The sequence below is a fragment of the Acinetobacter sp. YH01008 genome, from assembly GCF_013420435.1.
Taxonomy (GTDB): domain Bacteria; phylum Pseudomonadota; class Gammaproteobacteria; order Pseudomonadales; family Moraxellaceae; genus Acinetobacter; species Acinetobacter pseudolwoffii.
Genome location: NZ_VOYD01000074.1, coordinates 1 through 1,908 on the forward strand (window position 1 = coordinate 1; position 1,908 = coordinate 1,908).

At 31.9% G+C, this 1,908-nt stretch carries 1 protein-coding gene; it reads left to right on the forward strand.

Annotated features, from left to right (window positions below; translation table 11 throughout):
• Positions 1-270 precede the first annotated feature (270 nt).
• Positions 271-1,839: an ATP-binding cassette domain-containing protein gene (locus FTT75_RS15580; RefSeq protein ID WP_159124549.1), complete on the forward strand. Its 1,569-nt coding sequence runs from the start codon at positions 271-273 to the stop codon at positions 1,837-1,839.
• The last annotated feature ends 69 nt before the right edge of the window (positions 1,840-1,908 follow it).

Here is a 1,908-nt window from a genome sequence, read left to right on the forward strand (position 1 = left end):
GCCATTATGTTAAATAACTTTTAGAAGCTTTAGTACAAGCTTGACAGATTGTCTTATCATTATAAAATAACCTTATTCAAATCATCCTCCCAAGAGTAACGCCAATGAAGTAAGTCATTTTCTCATCATTATTTTTAAACTTTTGATGTGCAAAATAGATTCTACTTGTGGCTATATATTCTTGGTCTCTACTTTATATCCTAAATAATATATTGTTTTTTATAAGTTAATCTTCACTATTTTGCATATCCTCTACATGAGGAATTTTTTATGCAACATGCATGTATTGCTTCAAACTTAAATTTAGAATTTTCTACACAGAAAATGTTTGATCAGCTAAACATTACGCTTTTATCAGGACAGGTTTCTGCATTAATTGGACGTAATGGTTTAGGTAAATCCCTATTGTTCAGAATATTAGATCAAAGCCAAGCTTTAGATATTCATTATAGTGGTCAAGTTTCATGGAATATCCAACATGATTATTTGGCACAATTAGAACGCCTTAATGCTGAAAATATTGCACAAGCATTAGAGGTAGATCATTTACATCATGCTTTTCGGCGTATAGAGAACAATACAGCTAGTTTTGATGATTATGAGTTAGTTGAAAATACCTGGGATTTACCACAAAAATGGCAAAATATACTTGAAAATGCTGACTTACCTACGGATTTGAACTTTCCAACAGAAAAACTGAGTGAAGGACAAAAAACAAAGCTGGCTTTATGTCGTTTGTTTTTAAAAAAGGATCACTATCTACTTTTAGATGAACCAAGCAACCATTTAGACTCAACATCTAGACAATGGTTAATTGAGAGTATTTTGGCACACCCTAGTGGTGTATGCCTGATTAGTCATGATCGCCAATTACTCAATCAAGTCCAACATATTTATGCTTTAACTGAATTAGGCTTACAACACTACAAAGGTAATTATGAGCATTACATTCAACAGCATCAGCTACACATGGATGCATTAACTCAGTCTATTAATAATGAGAAAAAAGAATTAAAGCAGTTAAAACAACGGCAACATGATAGCTTAATGAAAGCGAATAAACGTCAATCTAAAGGCAATGAACTTCGTGATTCTAATTCTCAAGCAAAGATTTTTCTAGATTTCAAAAAGGAAAATGCTGGACAAAGCTTAGGTAAGCTACGTGCCCAACAAACTCGACAAACTGATGATTTGAAAAATAGTCTGATTAATAGGCAGACCATTGTAGAAAAAATCAAAGCTCAGAAGTTTGAATTCCACTTACAGAGTACGAAGCAAGGAGAGATTTTAAGAATTCATGATTTAAAGCTACCCCATACAGCAACAAATAAAATTAATTTTGCATTGAAAGCTGGCGAAAAAATCCATCTTAAAGGTGCTAATGGAATTGGTAAATCAACCTTATTGAAATTGATTTCTACCCATCAACGTGATGATATTTTCTTTAGTGGAACATGTTTGTATTTAGATCAAAACTTTAGTTTATTAAATAATGATTTATCCGTAATCGAAAACCTTGCACTTTATAACTCCAATCTTACTGAAGTTGAGTGGAGAAATTTGTTAGGTCAGTTACGTATTCGTCGTGAAAAAGCTTTATTAAAACTATCAGAACTGAGTGGTGGTGAAAAATTGAAAGTCGCATTATTAGCAATGAGTCACTATCCTGATGGTATTGATTTATTATTGCTTGATGAACCAGAAAATCATTTAGATATTGAGTCTAGAGAGCTTCTATCGCAGGCTATTAGCCAATATCAGGGCGCTGTAATTTTAGTTTCACATGATCATTTTTTTGTTGAACAGTGTGAAATATCTGAAGAGTATTTAATTGAGTAAAATGACATTTTCAAATATATAGATTTATTAGTTCTACTAAAATTAACATAATACACCTTATACGAAATG

Bases quoted from the DNA above. Each gene is read 5' to 3' on its own strand.
- FTT75_RS15580 (WP_159124549.1), top strand. From the start codon at position 271: ATGCAACATGCATGTATTGCTTCAAACTTAAATTTAGAATTTTCTACA.